The 19672-nt window shown below is 57.7% G+C and carries 16 protein-coding genes and 2 tRNA genes; 1 reads left to right on the plus strand and 17 read right to left on the minus strand.

The window, feature by feature from the left end; translation table 11 throughout:
• Positions 1–43 precede the first annotated feature (43 nt).
• From PUQ42_RS08020 to PUQ42_RS08050, 7 genes are all read right to left on the minus strand, one after another.
• Entirely contained in the window at positions 44–319 is a 276-nt protein-coding gene (locus tag PUQ42_RS08020; protein WP_273372747.1) for a hypothetical protein, read from the minus strand.
• Positions 320–339: 20 nt separating this feature from the next.
• A complete protein-coding gene (locus PUQ42_RS08025; RefSeq protein ID WP_273372750.1) occupies positions 340–1365 on the minus strand; it encodes a RagB/SusD family nutrient uptake outer membrane protein in 1026 nt (341 codons plus the stop codon).
• Between the two features lie 335 nt (positions 1366–1700).
• On the minus strand, positions 1701–2690 hold the full coding sequence (locus PUQ42_RS08030) for a FecR family protein (RefSeq protein ID WP_087403596.1): 990 nt from the start codon (positions 2688–2690) through the stop codon (positions 1701–1703).
• 40 nt (positions 2691–2730) lie between these two features.
• The gene (locus PUQ42_RS08035) at positions 2731–3303 is read right to left on the minus strand and encodes an RNA polymerase sigma-70 factor (protein ID WP_273372755.1); all 573 of its coding nucleotides are present in this window, start codon (positions 3301–3303) and stop codon (positions 2731–2733) included.
• Between the two features lie 180 nt (positions 3304–3483).
• A tRNA-Lys gene (locus PUQ42_RS08040) sits at positions 3484–3559 on the minus strand.
• Between the two features lie 103 nt (positions 3560–3662).
• Positions 3663–3735: transfer RNA gene (locus PUQ42_RS08045), tRNA-Lys, on the minus strand.
• A 144-nt stretch (positions 3736–3879) separates the two neighbouring features.
• Positions 3880–5187: a glycoside hydrolase family 2 TIM barrel-domain containing protein gene (locus PUQ42_RS08050; protein ID WP_273372757.1), complete on the minus strand. Its 1308-nt coding sequence runs from the start codon at positions 5185–5187 to the stop codon at positions 3880–3882.
• 51 nt (positions 5188–5238) lie between these two features.
• Here PUQ42_RS08050 and PUQ42_RS08055 point away from each other — a divergent pair, with 51 nt between their 5' ends.
• Positions 5239–5688 carry a type I restriction enzyme HsdR N-terminal domain-containing protein gene (locus tag PUQ42_RS08055; protein WP_273372758.1) on the plus strand — a complete coding sequence of 150 codons (450 nt, stop codon included), beginning with the start codon at positions 5239–5241 and terminating at the stop codon, positions 5686–5688.
• Between the two features lie 88 nt (positions 5689–5776).
• Here the strand turns inward: PUQ42_RS08055 and PUQ42_RS08060 are convergent, their stop codons facing one another.
• The 10 genes from PUQ42_RS08060 to PUQ42_RS08105 all read right to left on the minus strand — a co-directional run bounded on the left by PUQ42_RS08060 (position 5777) and on the right by PUQ42_RS08105 (position 19671).
• Positions 5777–6517 (minus strand): LytR/AlgR family response regulator transcription factor, encoded by a 741-nt coding sequence (locus PUQ42_RS08060; protein WP_273372760.1) that lies wholly within the window; start codon positions 6515–6517, stop codon positions 5777–5779.
• Positions 6510–7580, minus strand: coding sequence for a sensor histidine kinase (locus PUQ42_RS08065; RefSeq protein WP_273372762.1), 1071 nt, complete (start codon positions 7578–7580; stop codon positions 6510–6512). Before PUQ42_RS08065 ends, PUQ42_RS08060 begins: the two co-directional genes overlap by 8 nt.
• Before the next feature lie 67 nt (positions 7581–7647).
• The gene (locus PUQ42_RS08070) at positions 7648–9348 is read right to left on the minus strand and encodes an AMP-binding protein (RefSeq protein WP_122119459.1); all 1701 of its coding nucleotides are present in this window, start codon (positions 9346–9348) and stop codon (positions 7648–7650) included.
• 332 nt (positions 9349–9680) lie between these two features.
• The gene (plsY, locus tag PUQ42_RS08075) at positions 9681–10412 is read right to left on the minus strand and encodes a glycerol-3-phosphate 1-O-acyltransferase PlsY (RefSeq protein WP_273372766.1); all 732 of its coding nucleotides are present in this window, start codon (positions 10410–10412) and stop codon (positions 9681–9683) included.
• A gap of 204 nt (positions 10413–10616) precedes the next feature.
• Entirely contained in the window at positions 10617–11999 is a 1383-nt protein-coding gene (locus PUQ42_RS08080) for a hypothetical protein (RefSeq protein ID WP_273372769.1), read from the minus strand.
• 81 nt (positions 12000–12080) lie between these two features.
• Positions 12081–12281, minus strand: coding sequence for a hypothetical protein (locus PUQ42_RS08085; protein WP_273372772.1), 201 nt, complete (start codon positions 12279–12281; stop codon positions 12081–12083).
• A gap of 15 nt (positions 12282–12296) precedes the next feature.
• Entirely contained in the window at positions 12297–13925 is a 1629-nt protein-coding gene (locus tag PUQ42_RS08090; RefSeq protein ID WP_122119456.1) for a RagB/SusD family nutrient uptake outer membrane protein, read from the minus strand.
• A 10-nt stretch (positions 13926–13935) separates the two neighbouring features.
• The gene (locus PUQ42_RS08095; RefSeq protein WP_273372777.1) at positions 13936–17004 is read right to left on the minus strand and encodes a SusC/RagA family TonB-linked outer membrane protein; all 3069 of its coding nucleotides are present in this window, start codon (positions 17002–17004) and stop codon (positions 13936–13938) included.
• 12 nt (positions 17005–17016) lie between these two features.
• The gene (locus tag PUQ42_RS08100; protein WP_273372779.1) at positions 17017–18096 is read right to left on the minus strand and encodes a hypothetical protein; all 1080 of its coding nucleotides are present in this window, start codon (positions 18094–18096) and stop codon (positions 17017–17019) included.
• A gap of 36 nt (positions 18097–18132) precedes the next feature.
• Entirely contained in the window at positions 18133–19671 is a 1539-nt protein-coding gene (locus PUQ42_RS08105) for a family 20 glycosylhydrolase (RefSeq protein ID WP_273372782.1), read from the minus strand.
• Position 19672: the final 1 nt, after the last annotated feature.

A 19672-nucleotide genomic window follows, 5' to 3' on the forward strand; every position in this document is an offset into this window, starting at 1 on the left:
TTAGCTAAGATACAAATTTTATATTACATTGGCAATCAATTCGTTATAAAGTTTTATTCTTTTTACGACAGTCCCTACGGTAGTCCCAGCGGTTGTCGCCGTCCAATTCGGGATTGTTGTTGTTGGCATAGCGGATGTTGAACGACATGGCCTTGACGGTCATCTGCGTAGCATCCGGATCAGTGGGTTCATCGGGGGTTCCGGGCTCCTCGGTTTCGGGGCCCTTGTAGAATTCCGAAAAGTCGGGGTCGCTGTCTCCGCATCCGGCCGTCAGCAGCGTCACCGCGATCAGGGATAAAAACAACGTTCTGATATTCATGGTTGTACTCTTTTTTACGGTTAGTTGGTCCAGCCGGGGTTCTGGGTCAGCGTATATCCGGCCGCGAGGTAGTTGCGGATCTCCTGAGCCGGGATCGGATAGAGATACTGCCGGTCGTCGTCATACCAGATCCGCTCCTCACCCGGGAACCAGTAGAGGTCGTATCCCGTCTGATCGGAACCTACGGCATAGTAGGAGGCCTTGAGTGTGCCGTCCTCCTTGAAGGCCTCGGTCGAAACCTCGCTTTCGTTCTCGAAGACGACCTTCAGTTCGACGGTCGTTCCCGCAAAACCCGACGGGGCGTTCGAACCGGGAGTCAGGATGCAGACGTCGGTCACCCCGTCGCCGTTGAGGTCGTGGGGGGTGTTGAGTGCCGGGAAGTGGATGCCGTTCCAGGGCAGCGTGACGAGCAGTTCGCCGCATTTCCAGCGCCGCAGGTCGTCGAAGCGGAATCCTTCGCAGAGCAGTTCGATGGCTCGTTCGCGACGGATCTCGAGCAGATCGACACTCGTCAGATCGGGATAGAAGGTCTTCTGCAGATAGGTGTCGACGGAGGTCGGCTGGGTCGGGGAGACGCCGGCCCGCTCGCGCAGGGCGCCGATCGTCAGCTCCCAGTCCGAGGCCGAAAGGCTTCCGCCTTTGAGTTCGGCCTGGGCCTCGGCGTAGTTGAGCAGCACCTCGGCATAGCGGATGATCGGAATGCTGTTGGTGTTTTTGCCGTTTTCGTACTGTTGGCCGTCCTGCGAGAACTTGATCATGTGATAGCCCGTCAGGTTGGCGATGCCGAGCTGCGCGACGGTGACCTCGCCGTCGTAGAGGTAGTTCAGACCGCGGATGCTCTGTTCGAGGCGTTTGTCACGTCCGACGAGCTCCTGGGAGAAGCTCTTCCGGGCGTAATCGGCCTGATCCGTGAAGCGCGAACCGTCGGTGTTGAGGTAGGTGTTGACGAACGAGCGGACCGGGCTCCACATTCTGCCGTAGGTGGCCACGTTGAACCACCAGTTGGTCGTTCCCAGATAGCCGTTGGCGCCGCTGGCGCACAGCACCAGGATGTTTTCGTTGGTCAGGGGCGATTCCCGCGTGAAGAGGTCGCGATAGGGGGTCTCGCCGGCCTTGTTGAGCGAATAGAGCTTGCTGTCGATGACCTTGCGGCCGGCAGCGACAGCATCACCAAAGCGAGCAGCAATACGGTTGATCCTTCAAAAAATCGTCTGATAAATTTTGAAATAGGATCACTTTTCATACTTTTGTGAAGTTTAGGTTGTTAAGATGCGAGTTTTAATGACTGGGAACGTGAATCGGGGAGGTAGCGACTCTCCGATTCTTTTTTGTTGCGGGGTCGGTTGGGGTCAATTCGTTTTACTCATAGGCAGCAGGGTTGTTATCTTTTTTTACGGATGATGATCATCTCCTTGTCGCGGTCGATGCGCAGGTCGTTGCCGGCGATGGCCCTGAGCATCTGGTCGAGGCTCTCGCCGTTGACGAAGGCCAGCGAGTAGGGGGTCTCCCCGACGCTGCGGTCGACGATGAAGATCTTGACCTTGAAGACGCGTTCGAACTGGGCGGCGATTTCGTCCAGCGGCTGGTTGTTGAAGTAGAAGTCGCCGTGACGCCACGAGAGATAGGCCTCGGCGGGCTGGTGGCGCTGTTCGACGGCTCCGGAGACCTTGTCGTAGCGGACGACATCGCCCGGGACGAGCAGTATGTCGCGTTTGAATTGTTCGCGGGCGACGCCCATGCTCACCGATCCTTCGATCAGGCTGACGGCCACGGAGTTCATATCCTCGTAGGAGGTGACGTTGAAGCGGGTTCCCAGCACGCGCACCTGCACCTGGTCGGCGCCGACGATGAAGGGGTGTTCGGCATCCTTGGCCACCTCGAAGAAGGCTTCGCCGGCGAGGAACACCTTGCGGGTTTTGCCGTTGAATTGGCGGGGATAGATCAGGTGAGATCCGGCGTTGAGCCAGACGCGGCTGTTGTCGGGCAGCACGAGCGAATCGGTATGGCCCTGAGCCACGGCGAATTCGCACCATTCGACGTCGGCCTGACGGGGATTGAGCCACAGCAGCAGGCTGAACAGGGCCACGGGCAGGAACAGCGCGGCGGCCAGATTGCGCACGCGGCGGCCCCAGACGATCCGTCGTCCGATGGAGTCCGAGAGCCCGACCCGGCGGCAGAAGCTGTCGAAAGCGGCCCGGCTGCGGAGCGCGTCTCCGTTTTCGGGAATCGTCTTCCAATAGTCGTGGAGCGTCTGTTCGGTTTCGGGCGAGAGCGGCGTTTCGCAGAGTTGGTCGAGCGCCTCCAGATTGCTCTGCGCCGAGCCCTTGCCGTGGATCCAGTCGAATATCTTGTTGTGCTTGGAATTGTCCATTTTGCCTGTGCGTTTTTAGAATAGACGCACAAGCAGGCGATCATACCCAACGCGAAACGAAAAAAAAGAGCAATCCGGAGACCAGCGGCCCGAGTGCATGTCGTATGTCGTTGAGCGCCAGCGACAGATGGTGTTCGACGGTGCGCTTCGAGAGGCTGAGGCGTTCGGCGATCTCGGCATTGGAGAGGTGCTCTTCGCGGCTGAGGCGATAGATCAGCTGCCGTTGGGCGGGCATTCGGGCGATGGCGTTGTCGACGAGCCGGGCCATTCGTTCCGAGTCGTAGCAGTAGGGGAGGTCGCAGGAGGGTTCCTGACACTCCTGTTGGGCCAGGAGGTATTTCAGACTGGACTGCTTGCGCCGGAGGTAGTCGCAGGTTTCGTTGCGGGCGATGGTGAACAGATAGGCGTCGAGCGACTGGACGCGGACGAGCGACTGGCGGTTGTTCCAGATCTTGAGGAAGACATTCTGCGTGAGATCGGCTGCCGAATCGCTTCCGTGCAGGATGGTCCGGATGAAGCGGAAGACCTTGGCATGGTAGCGCATGAACACCTCCTCATAGGCGTTTTTCTCGCCTCGGGAGAGGCGTTTGAGAAGATCGGAATCGGTGTTCACGGGTTAGGACGGTCGGTTTTGTTGTTCAAAGATACGAAAATAATGATTTGTCCGGACTTTTTTGTCCAAAAAGTAATCGAATCGTCATATCGGACCGTGGGGACTGCCGGGGGCTGCGGGGGGCAGATAAAGTCGGGGTGGAATAAAAAAGACCGGCAATCTTTCGATCGTCGGTCTTTCTGGTACCCCCTCAGGGGCTCGAACCCTGGACCCCAACATTAAGAGTGTCGTGCTCTACCAACTGAGCTAAAGAGGCATCAATCATTCACTGATTGCAGGTGCAAAGATAGGGAGAAAATTTCTATTTCGCAAGACAAATTGAAAAGAAAAAAGCGGAAATCTTTCGATTTCCGCTTTCGTACCCCCTCAGGGGCTCGAACCCTGGACCCCAACATTAAGAGTGTCGTGCTCTACCAACTGAGCTAAAGAGGCATCAATCAATTCCTGATTGCGAGTGCAAAGGTAAGCATAATTTTTGTCTCTCCAAATAAAAAACGAAAAATTTTGCAAAAATCTTTTCCCGGAGGCTCCGCCGGCCCCTCCCGGGCGGTTTCCCGCGGGACTCCCCGCGGTCTGTTACTCCATAAGGAGCCGGTCGCTGTTCCATTCGCCGCCGGCATCGGGATAGATGAAGGGTCGCGGTTCGTCGATGCGCTTCATCTTCAGATAGGTCTCGTAGAGGTTGATGCCGTTGGCCGAACGGGTGGCCAGCGAGAAGGCAATGACCGACGGGTGGCGCTTGGTCGTGTGGTAACTGTTCCAGGCGCGCTCGAGGTAGGCCTCTTTCCAGGCCGGATCGTTCGACGGGTTGCCGCCCACGCGTCGCGAATCGCCGCTGCGCTGCGTGTCGATCGGCGCCTGGGCGATGACGCAGATCCCCTGGCCGTCGCAGGCGTTCAGAAAGTCCTCGGAGACGGGGCCGGGCAGCAGTTTGAAGGTGTTGTACCCCTGTTCGCGCAGCTCGGCGATCTCGTTTTCGGAGATCGTGGCCGGCACCTCGTGCACACGCAGCGTCATCGGCGTGCCGTTCAGCTGCAGCTGCCCCTCGCGGACCTCAACCTGCCGGAATCCGAGCCGCAGCTCCTCATACTCGACATAACGCCCCTCGTATTGTGTCTTGAGGCGCAGGATGTATTGGGTCGGGAGTTCGGGCGACCAGAGCATGTTGGCCGGGATGCGGGCCAAAAAGCGGATCGTATCCTCGCCGCGCATCTTTAGGGTCAGGTCCTTGAATCCGGCGGCGGCATCTTCACCCGAGGGGGCGATCAACTCGTAGTGGATGCGCGACGTGCGGGGGTTGAGCGCCTCGCTCTTGACGACGACGGCCACCTCGGCCGTGGCGTATCCGTTCTCGCCGACACGCGTGCGGGTTTCGATGTCGCGGATGCGCATCGTGGGCTGGCTTTGCAGCCAGATGCCGCCGAGCGTGGGTTCGGGATTCTCCCGCCAGCTTTCGAGCGGCGCGGTGGGCGAGGGGGTGATGACCCGGATCTCGACCTGATTGCGCCCCTCGTGGGTCAGTTTGGTGATGTTGAACTCGGCGGGCGAATTCCCGTCGGCCACGTAGGCGGCCTGGCGGTCGTTGATCCAGACCTCGTAGTCGCCCGACGATTGCCCGACGTGGAGCAGCACCTGGCGGTTGGCCCAGGCGAAGGGTACGGTGAAGTTCGTGGTGAAACGGGCGGCCGTTTCATCGAACGTCCACTGGGTCAGCCGGGTGAAATAGCGGCTGTCGCCTCCGTCGGCGGCCTCGGCGGCCTCGGCCGAGGGGTAGGCGATGAGTTCTCCGCGCGGGAGCTCACGGCCGAACGAGGGCTGGTAAGCCTCCTGGGCCTGAAGCCCGCAGAGGGAAAAAAGCGCTATGGTTGCGAGGATCGTCCGCATAAGTTCGTATATTTGTGCTCGGTAAAGATAGACAATTTTTTCGAGACTGCGATGAACGACCTCCCCAAACTCCATTTTCCGCCCATTCGGCTGCGGGCCCGTCACCGGGGCGAGGCAGTCGAGGTGTGGGATTCGCTGCGCGGCATCTATCTGGTGCTGACCCCCGAGGAGTGGGTGCGCCAGCATCTGATTGCCTGTCTGATTACGCAGTGCGGGGCGCAGCCCACGCGCATCGTGCAGGAGTATGCCGTGCAGCTCAACGGCCAGCCTCAGCGGGCCGATGTGGTGGTGGTCGACGATGCGGCGCGGCCGTTGCTGGTGGCCGAGTGCAAGGCGCCGCACGTGAAGATCGACGGACGGACCTTTGCGCAGGCCGTCCGTTACAATTCGGTGCTCGGGGCGCGGTACGTGGTGCTGACCAACGGTCTGCAGCACTACTGTTGTGAGTTCTGCGACGGGCAGTACCGCCGTCTCGACCGTTTTCCCGACCTGCGGCGGTGACCCTCCCCGGGGCGCTTCTTTCTTCCGAGGCCTGCCGCCTTTCCTGCGGCTCACGCGACCGAACGTTTCGAGGGTCCCTCCTCTCTTGTCAGAGATTCCGGAAATTCTGCCGGATGTAGTTCTGGAACGCCTCCTTGTAGTTTTCGCCGATCGGCACGTACTCCGCGTCGTTGAGGTAGATGCGCCCCTTGATGTAGGAGTGGATGGCCCGCAGATTGACGATGTAGGAGCGGTGCACGCGCATGAACGAGTCGGAAGGCAGGGCCGTCTCCATGTTCTTGAGGCGGAAAAGCGTGGTGATGGCCGTTCCGTTGGCCAGATGCAGCCGGACGTATTCGCCCTCGCTTTCGATGTAGAGGATATCGGCGATTCGGACGAGCGAGACCTTGTAGTCGGCCTTCACCGTGAGGTATTCCCGATCCCGGGGCAGGGCCTCCGTTTCGGACTCCTGGGCGGAGCGTTGGTTGTGGCGCAGTTCGTAGAGCGAATTGGCCTTGGCTGCCGCACGGCTGAAGTCGGCGAAACTGAAGGGCTTGAGCAGATAATCCACCGCGTCGAGTTTGAAACCCTCGACGGCATACTCCGAGTAGGCGGTCGTGAAGATGATCATGGGTCGTTCGACCAGCCCCCTGACGAAATCCACGCCGTTCAGATCGGGCATGTTGACATCCACGAAGATCAGGTCGATCTTCTCCTCGGCGAGACGCTGCTGGGCCTCGAGGGCGTTGTTGAAGCGCGCCACGAGTTCGAGATAGGGGACTTTGGCGATATAGGCGGCGATCTGACGCAGCGCCAGCGGTTCGTCGTCGATGGCGATACATTTAAGCATGGAGCGTGGGTATTTCGAGTTTTACGGTGTAGGCGTCGTCGGTTTCGCGGATATCGAGCGCATAACCCTTGTCGCCGTAGATGAGTGCGAGTCGTTTGCGGACGTTTTCCAGGCCGATGCCGACGGAATGGCGCCTTTCGGGTGCGGCGTGGCGGCTGTTGTGGATTGTGGCATAGACCTTTCCGTCGGCATATTCGACGTGGATGCGGATGAACGAGGGGTGGTTGTAGCTGATTCCGTGTTTGAAGGCATTCTCGACGAAGACGATCAGCAGCAGCGGCGGAATCTGCACCTGTTCGGGCAGGTCGCGGGGATACTCCACGCGAATGTCCACATCGTCCGTATAGCGGATGCGCATCAGTTCGATGTAGTTCTTCAGGAACTGGATGTCGCGGTTGAGCGAGATCAGTTCGTGGCCCGATTCGTAGAGGACGTATCGCATCATCTTCGAGAGTTCGATGACGGCGCTTTTGGCCGATTCCGCGTCGATGTCGATCAGGGCGTGGATGTTGTTGAGCGTGTTCATGAAGAAGTGAGGATTGATCTGATACTTCAGATAATCCATTTCGGCCTGGAGATTCTGGCGTTTGAGGGCCTCCATCTGCTGTTCGTCGCGCATGGACTGGTAGATGAGCTTGATGCCGGTGTTTGCACCGGTCATGAAGAATCCGAGGACGATGTTCCAGTAGATCTCTAGGTTGGAGAACGAAGCCTGTCGGTAGGCTTCCGAGACATTGATGCTGGTCTGTTCGATGAGGTTGTCGGCCAGGTGTTTTTCGTAGATCTGCACCAGCCAGAAGACGCCGATGATCAGGACCAGATCGCTCAGCAGATACTTTCCGTACTTGTGACGGAGCATGTATCTCGGGGCGAGGAACGTATTGTGGATGACGAAGATGATCAGATAGGGAGCGATCTGCCTCCAGGCGATGAGGACGTTTTCCAGATTGATGTGCATTTCGGACATCATCTGGGAGTTGAGCACCGGCACCAGGATGATGGCCGCCCAGACCATCAGATAGAGGAGGTTTTCGCCTATGGCTTGCTTGCGGGTGAATTTCATGACCCAAAGATACGCAAAAAGCCCGGTTTTCAAAAACCGGGCCTTGTGACGGATGCAGACCTCTGCGCTATTTGTTGAGCAGCGACGGCTCGTAGAGATAGCGCTTGATGCTGCGCTTGGGGGTCTTCTCGAACTCGGTGGGGTAGATCACGATGTCGGCCACACGCTCGTAGGCGGCCAGCTGCGAGTTGAGTTCCTGCAGATTCTTCTGCATGACCTGCGGCAGGTCGGCCTTGTCCACGCCTTCGGCATCGGCCTGTTCGTAGTCGGGGACCACCAGCGCCTTGAGACGTCCGTTTCCGGTGTCGAGTACCAGCGACTCCAGCACCAGATACATGTTGTTCAGCTTGTCCTCGATCTCCTCGGGGTAGATGTTCTGTCCGTTTCCGGAGAGGATCATCGTCTTCGAGCGGCCGCGGATGTAGAGCGTGCCGTCGGGATCCATCGTTCCCATGTCGCCCGTATGGAGCCAGCCGTCGGGGTCGAGCACCTTTTCGGTGTCCTTTTCATTCTTGTAGTAGCCCTTCATGACGTGTTCGCCGCGGACGATGATCTCGCCGGCGACGTGTTCGGGATCCGGCGAGTCGATCTTCACCTCGAGCAGCCCCTTGAGGTAGCGGCCGCACGACGACTGCTTGAATTCGTTGTCGGGGGCGAAACTGATCAGCGGTGCGCACTCGGTCATGCCGTAGCCGATCGTGATCGGGAAGTGGATCTTTCGCAGGAAGGATTCGGTCTCCTGGTTCATGGGGGCGCCGCCGACGATGAAGATCGAGACGTTGCCGCCGAAGGCGTCCATGAGTTTCTTGCGGATGACCGAGTAGATGGCCGTGTTGAGCAGCGGAATCTTCATGGCGATGGACATCGGGCCCTTTTCGAGCATCGGGAGGACCTGTTTGCGGTAGACCTTCTCGAGGATCATCGGCACGCAGCAGATGATCGTGGGTTTGACGACGGCCATGGCTTCGATGAGGATCTTGGGCGAGGGAATGCGGCCCAGCAGGGTGATGTGACCGCCGACGGCCATCGGGGCCAGGAAGTCGAAGGCGCAGCCGTAGGCGTGGGCCAGCGGCAGGAACGACAGCGTGCGGCCTCCGCGCTGGAAGTAGAGCTGGCCGGTCTGGGTGTTGAGGGCCGACATGGCGAAGACGACGTTTCCGGTGAGGTTGTTCACCGTGAGCATCACCCCTTTGGAGTATCCGGTGGTTCCGGAGGTGTAGTTCAGGAGGATGACGCGGTCGTTGGGGACGTCGGGGTATTTGATGTCGTTGACGCTGAATCCGCGGGGGTATTTCGTGCGGTAGTTCTTGAGGATGTCGCGCTGGAACTTGGTGAGCGACTTTCCGTCGCGTTCGTAGATGACGTGGAAGTCCGTGAGCGAGAAAACAGCCTCGATCTGGCGGATCTGATCCTCTTCGATGACGTCCCAGAAGTTGTCGCCCAGGAACAAGAGGCGGCTTTCCGAGTGGTTGATGATGTGGATGACGTCCGCGGGGGTGAAGTCCTGCAGGATGGGGACGATGACGGCGCCGTAGGTGATCGTGGCCAGATAGGTGATGCACCATCGGGGGTTGTTACGTCCGATCAGGGCGATTTTGTCGCCCTGTTTGATGCCGGCCTTTTTGAAGAGCAGGTGGAGTTTGGCGATCTCCTTGGCCATTTCGTAATAGGAGAAGGTCTCGTCCTTGAAATAGTCGGTCAGAGCCGACATTTCGCGGTTTTCGCGGAAACTCTTTTCGTATATTTTCAGTAGGTTCTCCTGTAACATAGGCAGGGATTTGTTTTCGGTTTTATCTCTTTGTCGGGGCTTGTCCCGGCCAGCCGGCTTGGTTCCGTAGGCTTGGTTTGTTGCTCCTTGGTCCCGTAGGCTTGGTTTGTTGCTCCTTGATTCCGTTGGCTTGGCTCGTTGCCCCTTGGCTCGTTGCCCCTTGGTCCCGTTGCCCCTTGGTCCGTCGGTCTTCTTGGGCTCGTCAGCCTCCCTCGCTTCCCCTGGTCACCCTCTTCCGGCCTGCCGGCGTGATTCCGTCTGACGTTGTTGGGCCCTGGCGGTACGCTGTCCGCTCCTTTTCGCAGAGGCCCTTCCACCGACCCCCCCCCGGGTTATTCGGATTTGGGGGTGTTGTCTTCCGGCTTGGGCTCTTCGGCCGGCTTGTCGGATGCGCTCCCCGCTTCGGGGTTAATCCTGACGCGTCGGGGTTTCCAGATGTAGATCTTCGATTCGGTTCCGGCCTTGAGTCGTTCGATATTCTTGCGGTGGGTGTAGATGAGCAGGATGGCGATGACGAACGAGAAGACGACGAAGGGAATCGAGCCGTTGACCTTCGGGGAGATGAGCGTGAAGACGGGGAAGCAGCAGCCGGCGACCATCGAGGCCAGCGACACGTAGTGGAAGATCATCAGCACGACGAGCCAGACGCCGAAGCAGAGCATGGCCACGGGCGGGTAGATTCCCGTCACGGCTCCGACGAGCGTGGCGACGCCCTTACCGCCGCGGAAGCCGGCGAAGATGGGGAAGATGTGGCCCAGGACGGCGGCGAATACGGCTCCGATCTTGAGGTTTATGAGGTCGTTGGCTCCGATCAGGTCGTCATACTGCATGAGTTCGATGATCGTCACGGCGACGAAACCCTTTAGGAAGTCGAGGACGAAAACCGGAGCTGCGGCCCGTTTTCCGAGGACGCGGAGCATGTTTGTGGTACCGGCATTCTTGGATCCGTATTCGCGGATGTCGATGCCGTAATATTTCTTGCCGATCCACACGGCGCTCGGAATCGAGCCCAGCAGATAGGCAATGATAATCATGGTGGTAGCGGTATAAATGGTCAGAATCATGGTTGTTCGGGAGCTTGGTTCCTTATGCAAATATAGCAAAAAAATCCGGATCCGGGCACATCGGAGATAAAAACCGCATATAGTTGTCAGGCTGTTGTGGAGAGGTGACCTGCTGAAATGGGAATTGCCCTTACCGCGGTGACGCGGTAAGGGCAATCCGGCAAGGGCAGAATGTATCTGCTGAGCGTTGCGACTTTCGGAGGATCAGTTGTTGTTGATGATCCGGATGCAGCGGACATATCGGCCACCGGAGGCATTTGTCTTTCCTGCCTGATCGGCCAGTACGGACATATAGGCCTTACCGAAAACCATGAATGATCCGTAGGCCTTGTCGCCGGCTTCGGTTACGTATTCCGTACTGCTCCAGTAGCGGTTGCCGTTTTCCGTGGGGGCCGCGGTGTTCATGGCGTCTCCGCCGTAGGTGGTCAGCGAGAGGTCGAAAGCGGCGCGCGCCTCTTTTTCCGCGTCGGTGATTTCGTCGGGAACGTGGTATTTGCCGTTTTCATCGGCGGCATCGGCGTAGGGAATGCCGTTGTAGATGCCGAAGATCTCTACCAGTTCGTTGATCGACGGCCAGTACCAATCGTCGCCCAGAGAGTTGCAGAGCACCAAGGCCGGGATGTCGGCAGCCTCGACGCTGGCCTTGAGGACAGCCGTGTTGGCAGCCCCGTCATCGGTACTCGTAGCACCCAGAATATTGGCACCGTTGTAGGACCAGGGAGCCTCGACGCGTTTCAGACTCAGTACCTTGGAAGTTTTTCCGTCTTCCGAGGTCCAATAGATGATTCCGACCGCCTCGCCATTTTCCCGGTAGACCGGGAATTTCGTTTCGACGGGATCATCGGGATCCTCGGGTGTTTCCGATCCGCCGACCGATACGGCCTTGATGCAACGGATGTATCTGCTGCTTTTGGTCTTGACCTGCATGTCTCCGCCACCGGATGCATAGGCTTTGCCGAATCGGAAGCTCGAGCCATAGGTGACCTCCTTGTAGGTCTGTTCGGTACTGGACCAGTAGGCGTCGCCGTTTTCGGTTTCGCCGGCCAGGTTCATGGCCGTACCCCCATTGTCGGTGAGCAGTTTGTCGAAGGATGCGCGGGCGGCCTTCTCCTCGTCCGTGATATCGGCCGGTACGGTTCGTGTTGCCTCCTCGTAGGAGGTTCCGTTGTAGGCCTCGAAGAGGGTCTGCAGTTCGCTGAGCGAAGGCCAGTACCAACCTGCGCCGTGCTGGTCGCAGAAGGCCAGGGCAGGGATGTCAGCCGCCTCTTCGCTTGCCCGGAGCAGTTCGGTGTTGGCCGCACCGTCCGAGTTCCCGGTACCGATCGTGCGGGTTTCGTCATAGGACCAGGGCACCATTTCCGAACGGTCGAGGCTGACGACCAGGGCCGATTGATGATCCTCGGAGGCCCAGAAGACGATACCGGCGGCCTTGCCGTTCTCGTAATAGACGTCGTAGAGTTCGTAGGAGGTGACCGGCTGATCGGGATCATCGGGATCTCCTTCATCCGGATCTTCGGGCTGCTCTTCGTCGACATGTCCGGGCTGTGTGACGGTGACCGAGATCTGCGAGGTGCCGGCCAGAATCAAAGCCTTGCCGCTTCGGGCCTCGGGGGCGATGTTTTCGGTGCAGGTAAGGGTCAGACAGCGCGGGGTGATTGTTGCCGAGAGTCATTCGGCGGCGCTCTCTTCGACCGTCACCGAGGGATTGCAGTTCGTGGCCAGCAGGACGTCCGTCGAACCGGCCTGGCTGTCGGGCATGGTCACTTCCGTTGCGTCGATATTGAAGTACGCCGGCTCCATCTCTTTCTCGCTGCACGCCGCCAGGAGCAGGATCGACGTCAGCCACAGGATGAGTTTAGTCGTTTTCATGGTCTAGAATTTTAATCAGTTCCATCCGGGATTCTGCGGATACACATCCGAACCGCCCATCAACAGGATCTGGTTGCTGGGAATCGGCCAGCATTCGTGCTTGCCGATCACGAAATTTTGGCGGGCATAGGTGTAATCCTTGTCCAGATAGGGGTTTTCGGCGATGGATTCACCCTCCCACTGCTTGCAGTAGGAGCCCAGCAGTCCGAGACGTTTGAGCAAGGGCCATCTTACCCCTTCGAAATTCAACTCGCGGGCATATTCGTCGAGGATGTCTTCGAGAGTCAGCGTTCCATCGAACGGATCGTTCCCGGCCCGTTCATAGGTCATGTTGTAGTATTTGACGGCGTTGACGTTGTCGCCCTTGTGGTAATAGGCCTCGCAGCACATCAGCACCGTTTCAGCCAGCCGATAGACCACCAGATCGCGGAAACTGGTCTTGCGTTCCGGGTCGTCCGCGTTCGTCCAGAAGTCAGCGTGCTTGCGGCTCATCGGATGGATGTTCGTGATGTAGGAGGCTCCGGAGGTTCCTGCGCCGGTTCCCGGAACGATCTTTTGTCCGAATTTCGGGGAGGTGGGGTCGTTGTAGTAGAACTTGGTCACGAAATAGCAGTCGATGCGTTTGTCCTTGGGACCGTACATGTCGAGCAGGTGCTTGTTGGGATAGTCGCGTCCGTATCCGAAACCGCCCTGATCACTTGAGCAGACGGCGCCCGAGACACTCGAGTAGCGGGACGTGACATAGACGGAGATGGGGTGTCCGGCCAGAGTGGTACCTTGGACGGTACCTCCGCCTCCGGTGTTCTTGGAGAACTGATAGGCATAGAGAATCTCCTTAGAGCGCAGGTTTTCGGAGTTGAAAATATCTGCCGGATCCTTCTCCAGTTCGGTGATACCCCGGGCATCGCGGAGGATATCCTCGGTCTGGCGGATGACGCAGTCCCAGTCCTCTTCCCACATGGCCACCTGGGCCCGGACGTGTTTGGCCGTGGCTTTGGTGTACATGCCGTACATGACTCCATTGTTGTAAACGGGAAGTGAATAGGAGAGGGCGTCGATGGCTGTATCGAGATCCTCCTTGAGCAGCGAGAATACCTCTTCGCGAGAGGCGGGCTTGTACTCCTTGTCGAGATTCGAGGCATCCGTCGGTTCGGTATTCAGATAGATGCGTTCGAAACGTTTCCAGAGTTCGAAATAGGCGCGGGCGCGGAAGAGACAGGCTTCTCCGTAGATGGTGTACACTTCGGGATCGTCGAGTCCGAGGTTCCGGGCCGAGGCGATGATTTCATTGGCGCGGCCGGCAATGGCATAAAAGAACTTCCAGTAGTCTTCGAGAATTCCCGAGTCGGGGGTCAGATCGGTCAGTCGACCCAGCGAGGCCCAGTTTCCGGCATTGAAGAGGAAGATGTCGGTATTGAAGTCGAAGAGCTGAGGGATGATGACGATTCCCTTTTCGTTGGAGTTGTCCACGATGTTATCCCGTTCATAGACATAGAGGCCGGCAATGGCTCTTTTGAGACCCTCCTTGTCGGTTTGGAGGTAGTTGGTGGTTACCGAGGTCTCCGATTCGAGATTCAGCAGGTCGGTGCATGAGGCGCACAGGACGGTTGCCAGAACGAGGAGCGCGGAATATGTCTTTTTCATGATTGTGGATTTAAAAGGATAGGTTTACACCGAGTACGGTCTGATGGGTTTCCGGATAGAGGTTTCCGGTCACTTCAGGGCTGTACGACAACACCTTGGTGAAAGTCAGCAGATTGGTGGTCGTGACATAGAATCGCAGATTCTGGATCTTGAGACGCGACAGCAGCTTTTTCGGCAGCGTGTATCCGAGCTGCAGGGTCCGCAGCCGGATGTAGGAGGCATCCTGATAGGCCATTGTCCGCATGTAGGGGACCTCCGAGCCGAACGACGGCCGCGGGAATTCGTTGGTGGGGTTGTAGGGGGTCCAGTAGTTGACTTTCATGCCGTTCGAACGACCTCTGAGGTCGCCTCCGTATTCGCCGTCGTACATGAGCGGGTTGAGCACATAACCGCCCTTGACCGCATACCAGTCCATGAACAGGTCGAATCCCTTCCAGTTCAGGGTGGTCGACAGGGAGAAGGTGGCATCGGGATCGCGTTTGTAGACCACGCGATCGTTTTCGTTGATCTTTCCGTCGCCGTTCACGTCCCTGAGTTTCACGCTTCCGGGTTCGACCACGTCGTTGCGGGACAGCGTGGCATCGGGAATGCCGTCACCGTTGGTGTCGATCGTCGGTTTGAGTTCGTAGTAGAGTGATCCCCGGTCGCTGTAGACGTCAAAGTCGCTGTATTGGTAGACGCCATCGGCCTGGTAGTCGTAATAGATGTTGATCGGGGCGCCGATGATCCAGTTGTTGCCGGGCTGACTGACGTAGTTGCCGTATTCGTCGACCGTGTCGTCGATCTTGACGATTTCGTTGTGGAATTTGCTGATGTTGGCCGAAACGCTCCAGGTCAGATTCTCTTTGCGGATGATATCGAAGTTGGCGTTGAAGTCGATGCCGTTGGTCTTGGTTTCACCCAGATTGTCGAGCATCGAGGTGTATCCCAGGGCGGCGTTCAGAGCCCGGGAAACCAGCAGATTGGTGGTTCTGGTTCTGTAATATTCAACGGTTCCCGAGATCCGGTTGTCGAGGAATCCGAAGTCCACGCCTACGTTGAACGACGCGGATTGTTCCCACTTGAGGTTCTTGTTGGGCAGCTCATCGCCGGGGAGGTATCCCATGTAGTAGGTGTCGCCGAATTCGCCGGGCATGGGTTGGGCTACGCCGAGCGTGGCATAGTTGTCGATGCCGTTCTGGTTGCCGACGATACCGTAACTGGTCCTGATCTTCAGATTGCTCAGCCACGAGAGATCCTTGAGGAAATTCTCCTGCGAGGCCCGCCATGCGAAGGCCGCCGAGGGGAAGGTTCCCCACTTGTTTCCTGAACCGAAGCGGCTCGAACCGTCTCGGCGGCAGGCTACGTTGAAGAGATACTTCTCCATGAGGTTGTATTGTACGCGCAACATGAAGGAGACGAGGTTGTTTTTCGAGTAGCGGCGTTCCTGACTGGTGTTTTCTCCGTTGGCAATGTAGTTGTAGGACTTGTCAACGGGCAGGTTGGCCACCGAATAGGCGATGTTCTTGCTGAGCGACTGGTCGACGGACTGTACGGCCGTGATGTTAACCTTGTGGTTTTGGTTGCGAATGGGCAGGTCGTATCGGATCGAGTTTTCGATGAGCAGCTGTGTATTCGTGGAGTTGTCGAGCGAGGCCGTAGATCCGCCGCCGTTCGGATAGTAGGAGTCACGGGCATGTCCCTCTTCGTTCACCCGGTTGTAGTAGGAGACGTTGAAACGGTAGGTGAAGCCGTTGAAGGGGGTGATGTCGGCGAAGGCGTTGATTCGGTAGTTGTTGGCCTTGGAGTCGTGCGTGTCGTGAAGAGCGCTGTAGATCGGGTTTGTGTCCTTGTTGCTGTTGATATAGGGCGTGTAGTTTCCGGTCTGGTCGTAGATCTGCGAGAGCGGCGAGCGCGTGATGAACTGATAGTAGGCTCCGTTCTCGATGTCACGTCGCGATGACCCGAACGAGGAGTTGACACCCAGTTTGAACCAACTCTTGACCAGGTAGTCCAGGTTGATGCGGGCGCTCAGGCGCTCGTATCCGGAGTTGATCTTCATGATACCGTCCTGATTGAAATATCCGACGCTGGCCATGGCGCGCACCTTGTCGGTTCCGCCGCGGAAACTCAGTTCGTGGCTGTGATACAGGGCCGCCTTCTTGAACATCAGATCCTCCCAGTCGACATATTTCCCGCTTTTGTAGACCTCGGCCATGACCTCGTCGCCCAGGGCCGTGGCGATAGGTACGGAGGTGGCGTCGATCAGCCCCATGTCGTGGGCGACGGCTTCACGACGTAGGGCGATGTATTCATCCGCATTGTAGAAGTCGAAATTGCGGTGCAGGGTCTGGATGCCGACATATCCGTTGTAGGTCACGGTACTTTCGCCGGCCTTTCCGCGTTTGGTGGTCACCAGAATGACACCGTCGCTGGCACGGGCTCCGTAGATGGCCTGCGAGGCGGCATCCTTCAGAATCTCGATGGACTCGATGTCGTCGGCGTTCATCATGGCGAATTCGGTATCGGAGGCGACACTTCCGTCGATGATGTAGAGCGGCGTGTTGCTGGCCGAGATCGAGCGGGTGCCCCGGATCTGGATGGCGGGGACGGAACCGGGTCGTCCCGAGGCGCTGGTTACGGTGACGCCCGCGGCCCGGCCTCTCAGCATCTCAGCGGCCGAGGATGCCGGGAAGATCTTCATGTCCTTCGTGTTGACGGAGGTGATCGAAGTGGCCAGATCGCTTTTTTTCATGGTTCCGTAGCCGACTACGACCAGTTGGTCGAGCATCAAGGATTCCGATTCGATATAGACTTCGTAGAAACTGGCTTTCCCGACATTGACCTGTTTGTCGCGATATCCCAGGAAGCTGATCTGCAGTTGATCGCCGGTTGCGGCCGAGATGGAGAAGTGTCCCTCGGCATCGGTGATGGTGCCTTTGGAGGTTCCGCTGATCACGACGCCGGCGCCGGCGACCGGAACGGCTCCCGAATCCGTCTCTTCGAGAACGACTCCGCTGATCGTTCTTGCCTGTCCGAATGCGTCGATCGAGAAGACCGACAGGAACAGGATAACTGCGTATAGTTTAAATCGTTTCATAAGCACTCCGAATTAGTTTTTGTCGTTGGTCCATTCCCACATGGTTTCGAGACTGTCAAACTGGAACATGTCCAGGCCGTTGAAGCAGGGGTATTTCAATCCGCGCTCCTTGAGCGTCTGCATGGTTTCGAGCAGGGCGTTCCAGCCGTTGGGTTGAATGGTGGTCGTCGGTTCGTCGTTGGTGGCGGTCTTCACGCAGATGTTGATGCACTGGCTCTTTTCGCAGGTGTTCATGCTTGGCGTGCTGAGATTCCAGATGGCGTCCGTCGAGTTGCCATAGGCCATCAGCGAGATCCAGTTGCAGGCCTCCACGAACTGGTCGATATCTCCGTGGGCGACCTTGCCCGATTCAAACATCTCCTGATAGTGGCACCAGATAGCCTCCTGCAGTTTGAGACCTGCGAGTTGGAGTTTGTCCCGGGCATAATTGAGCCGGTCGAGCGTTACGCGCAGCAGGTTGTCATTGGGACCGCCGATACCGTTGCCGTTGTTGGTATTCCAGATCCAGCCGAGTCCGATATCGGTTTTGATGGTGTGGGGTTCGAGGTCGGCCGAGACACCGGAGAAACGCTCCTTGTAGGTGACGCTGCGATTGTAGTTCAGCACCTTCTGGATACAGGCGTCGGCCGAAACCTCGCTCACGAAGACCTCGGGGGCCTCATAATAGGTGGCATACACGTCGATGCAGAGGTCCGTGCAGGTGGAGATGAAGCTTTTCAGCCAGGGGTCGGCCGAGTCCATCATCGAGCCTCCGGGACTGAGGTATACACCCCGGAATCCGAGCAGATAGATTCGCGCCGCCAGTTTTTCGGGATTGTCCAGATATTTGTCCCGAGTTGAGGCATAGACATACGTGCAGTTGTACAAACCACGGTTCTCGGTTTGGGAAGCGGCCGTATAGGCTGCGGCCTTTTCAGTCATCTGATCCGTGATTTCGGCCATTTCCACGCACTCTTCGTAGGAGATGACGGGTTCATCCTGGCTGTGGTCCGTTTCGATGATCTCAATCTCATCGATGGTCGGGCCCATCTTCTTGTCGTCGTCGCCGCAAGAGATTGCCAGGAGACATGCAAGGAGGATTGCTGCTGACATGGGTGAAAGTTTTGGGACGTTCATGTTGGATTGATTTTAAGATTGCTGTATGTTGCGGAGAATCGTGACGAGGTTGCGCATCTTTCCGTAATAGGTCCATTCGTTGTACGACTGTTCGGGATCCTTGAGGAAGTCCTTGTTGAGGCGGATGAAGCGTTTCTGCAATTTTTCGGTCTCACGGGTGAGCCGGTCGAGCTTCTCGAGCAGGGTTGCGACCCTGTCCTTGTTGAATTCGGGTGATTGGGTGTCTCGTTCCAGTATCTTGAATTTGAGATAGTTGATCCGGATGTCAAGCATGAGTTCCAGATGGGCGGCAATCGGTCGTGCGGCAGGGGCAAACTTCACCATCTGCAGGCGCTCCCTCAGTTCGAGACATCGGGCAAGTTCCGCGTCGGTTTTCGAGGCGAGGTCACCCGCTGCGGCTACGGGTTGCTGCTTCATGTTGAAGTATTCCTGGATGGTCTCGATATCCGCGGGCCGCTCCAGCCCGAGCCGGTTCCGGCAGTAGGCGTCGAGGAACGAGTCCGGATCGTGGAATTGACCCGATATGGCGGCTTCATAGGCTTTGTTCAGCATGTCGAATCCGGCGTGAGGGTAAACCTCTCTTACGGGTTGCATGTTGACGACCTCGCTGGCATCGTCATAGATGTAGCCGTAGGTTCCCGAGGTGGACCAGGAGGTGTTGATGATTCCGGCGAAGCCGTGATTTGAGGCATAGGCGACGTAGTCGAAGATGTTGTCGAGATGTTTTCTCCACTGGATGAGGTAGAGGTTGTCCGGATGGGAGCGGAGCGAGCAGGCGCCCCAGATGACATGACCCGATTTTTCGAGGTTCTCCATTTTGCCGAAATGGTCGGGTTTCCAGCCGTAGTTCCAGTCCACGATGATCACCTCTTTGGGCAGGCGGTCCAAAGCTTCGGGGTATTTGAGCAGGATATCGGCCCAGATCATCGGCACTTTTCCCAGTTCGGAGACGATCCGGCACATGCTCGTCACGTAATCGACATAGAGGGCTGCGATGCCCTGCTCCTTTGCTTTTGAGCGACAGGCGGGGCAATGACCCAGCAAACGGGTCTCGTCGCATCCGATGTGGAGGTATCTGGAGGGGTGCATGGCGGCGATCTCTCCGAAGATCGAACGGAATACGGCTTCCGCGTCGTTGATCTTGAGGGGGCAGACCTGCGACCGGTCCTTTTTGTCCTCCTTGAGATTGGCGTAACGTTCATGCCGCAGGATATACTCCGAGTGTCCGAAGCAGTTCTGCAGCGGAATGACCTCCAGGTTCAGTTTCGCGCAGAAGTCGATGAATTCCCGGACCTCGTCCTGCGAGAAGGCGAAGCGGTTTCTCAGAGTCAGATTATCCTCGAACGGAAACGTGGCTTCCCACTCTACGACAACGGCATTCATGCCGTTGTCGGCGGCTTCGCGGGCCAGATCCTTCATGGCCTGGAGTGTCATGACCTGGGTTCGGAAATCCAGGTATACAGCCTTGATGGCCGGAGTTGCGGCCCGGGATGTTCCGAGGCCGAGAAGGGCGAGAAGACAGAGAATCAGCGTGCGAGGGAATCCTTTCATG

Origin of the sequence: Alistipes megaguti, from assembly GCF_944320325.1 — a bacterium.
In the GTDB taxonomy this organism is placed as follows: Bacteria; Bacteroidota; Bacteroidia; order Bacteroidales; family Rikenellaceae; genus Alistipes; species Alistipes megaguti.

Coding starts and splice junctions, on each gene's coding strand:
- PUQ42_RS08060 (WP_273372760.1), bottom strand. CDS start 6,517: ATGCTTAAATGTATCGCCATCGACGACGAACCGCTGGCGCTGCGTCAG.
- PUQ42_RS08085 (WP_273372772.1), bottom strand. CDS start 12,281: ATGAAAACGACTAAACTCATCCTGTGGCTGACGTCGATCCTGCTCCTG.
- PUQ42_RS08065 (WP_273372762.1), bottom strand. CDS start 7,580: ATGAAATTCACCCGCAAGCAAGCCATAGGCGAAAACCTCCTCTATCTG.
- PUQ42_RS08055 (WP_273372758.1), top strand. CDS start 5,239: ATGAACGACCTCCCCAAACTCCATTTTCCGCCCATTCGGCTGCGGGCC.
- PUQ42_RS08090 (WP_122119456.1), bottom strand. CDS start 13,925: ATGAAAAAGACATATTCCGCGCTCCTCGTTCTGGCAACCGTCCTGTGC.
- PUQ42_RS08105 (WP_273372782.1), bottom strand. CDS start 19,671: ATGAAAGGATTCCCTCGCACGCTGATTCTCTGTCTTCTCGCCCTTCTC.
- PUQ42_RS08050 (WP_273372757.1), bottom strand. CDS start 5,187: ATGCGGACGATCCTCGCAACCATAGCGCTTTTTTCCCTCTGCGGGCTT.
- PUQ42_RS08100 (WP_273372779.1), bottom strand. CDS start 18,096: ATGTCAGCAGCAATCCTCCTTGCATGTCTCCTGGCAATCTCTTGCGGC.
- plsY (WP_273372766.1), bottom strand. CDS start 10,412: ATGATTCTGACCATTTATACCGCTACCACCATGATTATCATTGCCTAT.
- PUQ42_RS08095 (WP_273372777.1), bottom strand. CDS start 17,004: ATGAAACGATTTAAACTATACGCAGTTATCCTGTTCCTGTCGGTCTTC.
- PUQ42_RS08020 (WP_273372747.1), bottom strand. CDS start 319: ATGAATATCAGAACGTTGTTTTTATCCCTGATCGCGGTGACGCTGCTG.
- PUQ42_RS08030 (WP_087403596.1), bottom strand. CDS start 2,690: ATGGACAATTCCAAGCACAACAAGATATTCGACTGGATCCACGGCAAG.
- PUQ42_RS08070 (WP_122119459.1), bottom strand. CDS start 9,348: ATGTTACAGGAGAACCTACTGAAAATATACGAAAAGAGTTTCCGCGAA.